Here is a 6950-nt window from a genome sequence, read left to right on the forward strand (position 1 = left end):
GTTGTTTGTACCAGTCACTGGTCTGTGGATGAGTGCGATTGGAATTGTGGGCTTGGCATTAAACCTGCGGGCTTACGACTTCGTATCTCAAGAATTGCGGGCTGCTGAAGACCCCGAATTTGAAACTTTCTATACCAAAAACATTTTGCTGAACGAGGGTATCCGCGCTTGGATGGCTCCTCAAGATCAGCCACACGAGAAATTTGTATTCCCTGAGGAAGTATTACCTCGTGGTAATGCTCTGTAATCTCAACGTGTGTGCATAATTTAAGAATTTTCCTCACCCGGTAAGGGTGGGGTTTTATTTTGAATTTACAAGGCAAATATAAGATTTTATCAATTGAACACCGATAGATTTTCTTGGGCGATAATTATCAAAATCAAAATTTATTTTTTTGTCTATATTTAGTAATCTTTTTTAAGAACTACCAAAATTTATATGTCTATCGATTTTGAGAAAAATATTAGTTTCTCTGACTGATGATTGATGTACTATTTTTAACGTATTTCTAACATTGAGAAGACATCTATTTCTAAAATTATCACTATGCAAGAGTACGATGTAGTTATTATTGGTGCGGGACACAATGGGCTGGTTTGTGCTGCCTATTTATTAAAAGCAGGGTATAGTGTTCTGTTACTCGAAAAACGTTCTGTTCCAGGAGGCGCAGCAACTACAGAAGAATGCTTACCACAAGAAGCACCAGGATTCAAATTTAACCTATGTGCTATTGACCATGAATTTATTCATCTTGGGCCAGTAGTAGAAGAATTAGAACTAAAAAAATATGGTTTGGAGTATTTAGAATGTGATCCAGTGGTATTTTGTCCTCATCCCGATGGCAAATATTTTTTAGGTCATAAATCTCTAGACAGAACTTGTGCGGAAATTGCCCGTTACAACGAACGTGATGCCAAGAAATATAAAGAATATACAGAATATTGGCAACGGGCAATAGGTGCAATGATTCCGATGTTTAATGCACCGCCAAAGTCAATTCTTGATATTTTGGGTAACTACGACGTTACCAAAATGAAAGATTTATTCTCAGTAATTGGTTCTCCAAATAAAACGCTGGACTTTATTCGCAATATGTTAACCAGTGCTGAGGATATTCTCAATGAGTGGTTTGATGAAGAATTTCTCAAAGCACCACTAGCAAGACTTGCTTCTGAACTTGGTGCGCCGCCTTCACAAAAAACCATTGCGATTGGGGCTATTATGATGGCAATGCGTCATAACCCTGGTATGGCCAGACCTCGCGGTGGTACGGGTGCTTTGGTGCAAGCTTTAGTAAACTTGGTCAGAAGTTTAGGTGGTGTGATCCTCACCGAGCAGCATGTTAAGAAAGTCTTGATTGATGATGGTTGTGCTGTAGGTGTAGAGGTAGGAAATGGTACAGTATATCGCGCTAAACACGGGGTTATTTCTAATATTGATGCCAAGCGAGTATTTTTACAATTGATGGATGCAAGTGATGTAGATGCTGCTGATGCGGATTTACGAGAAAGATTAGAACGGCGCATTGTTAACAACAATGAAACTATCCTCAAGATTGACTTGGCACTAAACGAACCATTACGGTTTGAACATCATCAACATAAAGATGAATATCTAATTGGTTCTGTGTTAATTGCAGATTCAATTTCCCATGTGGAACAAGCCCATAGTAAATGTACCTTGGGAGAAATTCCTGACTCTGATCCATCAATGTATTTAGTAGTGCCAACAATGCTAGATCCATCAATGGCGCCACCAGGGAAACATACTGCATGGATTGAATTTTTTGCCCCCTATCAAATTGCGGGTGCAGAAGGTACTGGTTTGAATGGTACTGGTTGGACAGATGAACTAAAAAATCAAGTTGCAGACAAGGTAATAGACAAGTTAGCAGACTATGCACCAAATGTGAAAAGTGCTACTATTGCCCGTCGTGTCGAAAGTCCAGCAGAATTGGGTGAAAGATTGGGTGCTTACAAAGGGAATTATTACCACGTTGATATGACACTTGATCAAATGGTGTTTTTCCGTCCTCTACCGGAAATAGCAAACTACAAAACACCAATTGAGAATTTATTCTTAACTGGTGCGGGAACTCACCCCGGTGGTTCTATTTCCGGAATGCCGGGACGCAACTGCGCGCGGGTATTTTTACAATCTAAGCATCCGATCGCTCAAACTTTCAAAGATGGCTGGGGTTCGATTAAATCCACGGTTGGCTCGGTGTTTGGGATTAATAAGTAAGCGAGATCCCCGACTTATCTAAGAAGTCGGGGATCTGGGGTTTGCGATTCTCACAAATCAAATAGGATTCCTATCAATACTGCTCGCATAAGACAAATTTATTGACGTTTAAACCCTGTAGAGACGCGATATATCGCGTCTCTACATACCCGAAATTATGACGAAAAATCCTGAACTGAGCAGTATTGACATCTATTGAAAATTCATAAAAATTCTACCTTCTCACTCATAAATGTCATACCTATTAGTGATGACAATCATAACTAAAAATTGATGTAATAAAGTTGCTGTTGCCAATATTGTGAGCAATGACAGATCGGGTTTTAATTCTTGGCGGAAGGGGACGCATCGGTGGTAGTGTTGCCCAGGATTTGCTTACCCACACACAAGCAGAAATTATTATCACTGGACGTACACCTGTACAAACGCAACTAAATATATCTTTGCAATACATGGTGTTGGACTTGGCAGAGGTGGAGAAATTGCGGGAGGCGATCGCTTCTGTTAATGTAGTAGTTCATTGTGCTGGCCCGTTTCACTTTCGAGATGCAAACGTGCTAAAAATCTGTATTGAACAGGGTGTTAATTATGTAGATGTGAGCGACCATCGTTCTTTTACTAGTAAAGCCTTACAATATCATGAAGAAGCTATAGCTGCTGGTGTGACAGCGATAATTAATACTGGCATTTTCCCAGGTATTTCTAATAGTATGGTGCGTCATGATGTCGAACAATTTGATGTACCAGAAAAAATACACTTGAGTTATTTAGTATCTGGTTCTGGTGGTGCTGGGATAACTGTAATGCGAACCACATTTCTCGGTTTACAAAATCCTTTTGAAGCGTGGATAGATGGTAAATGGCAAACAGTAAAACCTTATAGTGAAAGAGAAACTGTTGACTTTCCATCTCCCTACGGACGCAGTGGTGTTTACTGGTTTGATATGCCAGAAACTTTTACTTTACCCCATGCTTTTCCAGCAGTCAAAACTGTAATTACTAAATTTGGTTCTGTTCCTGATTTTTATAACCATTTGACTTGGATTGCAGCCCATGTCTTTCCTAAATCATGGATAAAAAACCCTAATGGTGTAGAATTTTTATCTCATGTCAGCCATACAATGACCGATTTTACTGATCAATTTACTGGTATCGGGGTAGCAGTTCGTTCAGAAGTAACTGGACAAAAAAATGCTCAACAAGCTGTTTATTGCTCTACTTTAACTTATGAAAATACAGCTAACTCTGCTGGTTGTGGTACAGGTAGTATTGTTCAATTTTTATTAGAAGGTAAACTCAAAAAACCAGGAGTTTGGCCTGTTGAAGAAGCACTATCAACTGATTTATTTACCCAAGCAATGCAAAGTCGAGGGATGACAATTGATAGTAATTGGGCTGTGAAGGTTAGTAGTTCGTAGTAATGACTTTAGTCCTGATTTTTTAAGCACTAAAGTGCTTACTACGAACCATGAAATAATTCTTGTAATTTAGCTAGTACCGCTTGAACGTGATTTTTTACTTTCACATTCGACCAAACATGAGCTAATTTACCATCAGGTGCGATCAAAAAAGTTGACCGTACCACACCCATGTATTCTTTACCCATGAATTTTTTAAGTTGCCACACACCATAAGTTTCACATACCTGATGTTCAGGATCACTTAATAATTGAATGGACAAATTGTGTTTTTGAATAAATTTGCAATGAGATTTTTCAGTATCAGGACTAACGCCAACAATTTTAGCTCCCAAGACACTAAATTCATGAGATAAATCAGTAAATTCTCTGGCTTCAGTTGTACAACCAGGTGTATCATCTTTGGGGTAAAAATACAAAATTAGCCAGCTTGATTGAAAATCACTCAGACTAATTATATTACCATCTTGATTAGGAAGAGTGAAGTCAGGTACTTTTTCTCCAGCCTGGGGAAGATTTTTGAGTGGAGTCATTAATTTATATTAAATTCAGCAGAGACAATAATATCATCTGCTGAACTCAATGCGATCGCTAATTAAAATTTTCCTAAAAATAGCATTGATTCCTAAAAAAGGTTTTATAAGTATTAACATAATTAACTATTAAATACAAATTGTATAATTAATGGTACAAATTACATGACATGGACATCATTAAGAGAACGCATTACTCAATTACCACTTGTTCTCGCAGGACCGATTTTGCGACATACTGCACCAAATTCTGTAACTGTGTGGGTAGCTTTGAAAGAAAGCCGAATTGTGACTCTCAAAATATTGGATACGAATAAAAAATTATTACTAATAGGCAGCAGAGTAACCATTAAATTAGGTATGAATTTATATATAGTTGCTGTTACTGCTAGAACAAATGAAAATATACTTCAATATGGTGAAAATTATCTCTATGATTTAGACTTTGGCAACGAAGAAAATTTAAGTAGTTTTAATATATTAAATACAGAAGGTTCGATTACAGAAATTATATATCCTCCCTATGATTTGCCCAGTTTCGGGCTTGTACCTCATGACTTAAAAGATTTACGTCTTGTTCATGGTTCTTGTCGCAAACCACATGGTGAAAGCTGGGATGCATTCACAGCTTTAGACAAGATGATTAAAGAAGCATTAGTACAAGATCCGAAAAAAAGACCACACCAACTTTTTCTTACAGGCGACCAAATCTATGCAGATGATGTCGCCGATGCTTTACTTTTCATGTTAATAGATGCAGGCGAAACATTATTAGGATGGTCAGAAAAATTACCAGATGTCACAGATATTAAAGAATTACAGGCTGGTCAACGTAATAATTTAGCAACTTACACTGCTGGTTTAACAGCAAGTATTACTAAACTGAACAAAATTGCTAATATTGCCAAAAGTCATTTATTCACATTCAGTGATTTTTGTACCATGTATTTATTCGCTTGGTGTGATGTGTTATGGCCCAAGCCTGAAGATTTACCGACATTTGCTGATGTGAATCAGAATTTATCCTCACTTGCGAGTAGTGAAGATTTTTTTGTAGAAGAACTTGAGGATTTAAAAAACTTTCAGACAACACTCAAACAAGTTAGACGCGCCTTAGCTAATATTCCCACCTATATGATCTTTGACGATCATGAAATTACCGATGATTGGTATTTAAACATGGCGTGGTGCGATCGCGTCCTAAGTAAACCTTTGGGTAGACGTATCCTTCAAAATGGCTTACTCGCATACGCAATCTGTCAAGCTTGGGGAAATACACCAGACGAATTTATAGATGGTAAACCAGGAGAAGCATTACTCAAAGCTGCTGTTGGCTGGTTTGCTTTCCAGGGACAAAACCCAAAATACGAAGAGGAAATTATTCGCCGAATTGGTTTACCATCGCTTGCAGATATTAGAAATAGTCACCCCAGACAAATACTTCACACAGATGATTCTTTCAAATGGCATTACACTGTTACAGGGCCAGAATATGAAGTCATAGTACTTGATACTCGTACTTGGCGAGCATTTCCAGGTAAAGATTTTGATTTTCCAGCACTGTTAAGTCAAGAAGCTTGTGATCAGCAAATAACAAAAGTAGTTCATCATAAAAATGCTAAGGTGACGTTTGTAATTTCACCAGGGCCTGTAGTTGGTGTACCTTTTTTAGAAGCAATTCAAAAGACAGCTAAAGCTTTTGCAGAAAAATTTGGTAGTGCAGCTTGGGGTTTTGATCCGGAAGCTTGGGGTTTAGAAACAACAGCATTTGAAAGATTACTTTCTTGTTTGGCATTACGAGCATTGCCAGCAAAACAAAGTCGTGTAATTACCTTATCTGGTGATGTCCACTATAGTTTTACATCTTGCCTGAAATATACAGCCAGCCGTCCATTTGAACATTCAGAAAATATCAATACTGAACTGATTGCTATTCAATTTACTAGTAGTTCTTTTAAGAATGAAGTTAGTGGTACAGGTGGAAGTCATTCATTACATAAAAAAGGTTTTGTTCCAATTGAAAAAATCAACTATTTGCCCAAAGCAGAAATTTTAGGGTGGGAAAATCAAGACGAACAAGAATTAGAAATTGGTGTGATGCATGTTTATGTTGATCACGTACCGCAATGCATTCCTTGGACTCTTAAAACTAATCCTGCCACAATAGATTTAATTCAAGAACGGGGTTGGCATAAAGAATTACAAGTTATAAAAAAACCGGAATGGCGGTATACAATTAATTTTGTTTTAGGTAAAGATGAAAAAGTACGGGAACCGGAAGATAATAATTTAGTCCAACCCCAATCTCTAACTGCTCCCTTGCCAGGACAAGACCGCAAACTACCTTTAGAAAAATATTTAGCTATGGCTAAAAATCATCGTGATTATTTGGGTAAATGGGGTGCTGGAAAAGCGGTTGTGGGAGTAAATAATATCGGCGAAATCACTTTTGAAGTAGTAGATGGTAAACAAATAGCTGTGCAAACTCTCTGGTGGCGATTAGAGAGTTTACACAAAGGTGAGTTGCTAGAACCTTTTCCATTAACTAGGTATGAAGTACCTCTAGAGTGAAAATCCAGCCCTTTCAAAGTGTAAATCTGGAAAATGAAAATTTCTTAGTGTCTTTGTGTCTTTGTGTCTTTGTGTCTTTGTGTCTTTGTGTCTTTGTGTCTTTGTGTCTTTGTGTCTTTGTGTCTTTGTGTCTTTGTGTCTTTGTGTCTTTGTGTCTTTGTGTCTTTGTGTCTTTGTGTCTTT

At 37.7% G+C, this 6950-nt stretch carries 4 protein-coding genes and 1 pseudogene; 4 read left to right on the forward strand and 1 reads right to left on the reverse strand.

Annotated elements, in window-relative coordinates:
- From ACE1AT_RS25800 to ACE1AT_RS25810, 3 genes and pseudogenes are all read left to right on the forward strand, one after another.
- Positions 1–247 (forward strand): annotated as a pseudogene (locus tag ACE1AT_RS25800) (photosystem II D2 protein (photosystem q(a) protein)); the annotation flags it as partial.
- 267 nt (positions 248–514) lie between these two features.
- Positions 515–2245, forward strand: a complete 1731-nt coding sequence (gene crtO, locus ACE1AT_RS25805; RefSeq protein WP_374873604.1) for a beta-carotene ketolase CrtO — start codon at positions 515–517, stop codon at positions 2243–2245.
- A 308-nt stretch (positions 2246–2553) separates the two neighbouring features.
- Positions 2554–3663 carry a saccharopine dehydrogenase family protein gene (locus ACE1AT_RS25810; RefSeq protein WP_374873598.1) on the forward strand — a complete coding sequence of 370 codons (1110 nt, stop codon included), beginning with the start codon at positions 2554–2556 and terminating at the stop codon, positions 3661–3663.
- Between the two features lie 41 nt (positions 3664–3704).
- On the opposite strand, the gene bcp is transcribed toward ACE1AT_RS25810, so the two are convergent.
- Positions 3705–4196 (reverse strand): thioredoxin-dependent thiol peroxidase, encoded by a 492-nt coding sequence (bcp, locus tag ACE1AT_RS25815; RefSeq protein ID WP_374873600.1) that lies wholly within the window; start codon positions 4194–4196, stop codon positions 3705–3707.
- Between the two features lie 165 nt (positions 4197–4361).
- Between bcp and ACE1AT_RS25820 the strand changes: the two genes are divergently transcribed.
- Positions 4362–6767 carry a hypothetical protein gene (locus ACE1AT_RS25820; RefSeq protein ID WP_374873602.1) on the forward strand — a complete coding sequence of 802 codons (2406 nt, stop codon included), beginning with the start codon at positions 4362–4364 and terminating at the stop codon, positions 6765–6767.
- The last annotated feature ends 183 nt before the right edge of the window (positions 6768–6950 follow it).

The sequence above is a fragment of the Pelatocladus sp. BLCC-F211 genome, assembly GCF_041928655.1.
Classification (GTDB): Bacteria; Cyanobacteriota; Cyanobacteriia; order Cyanobacteriales; family Nostocaceae; genus Pelatocladus.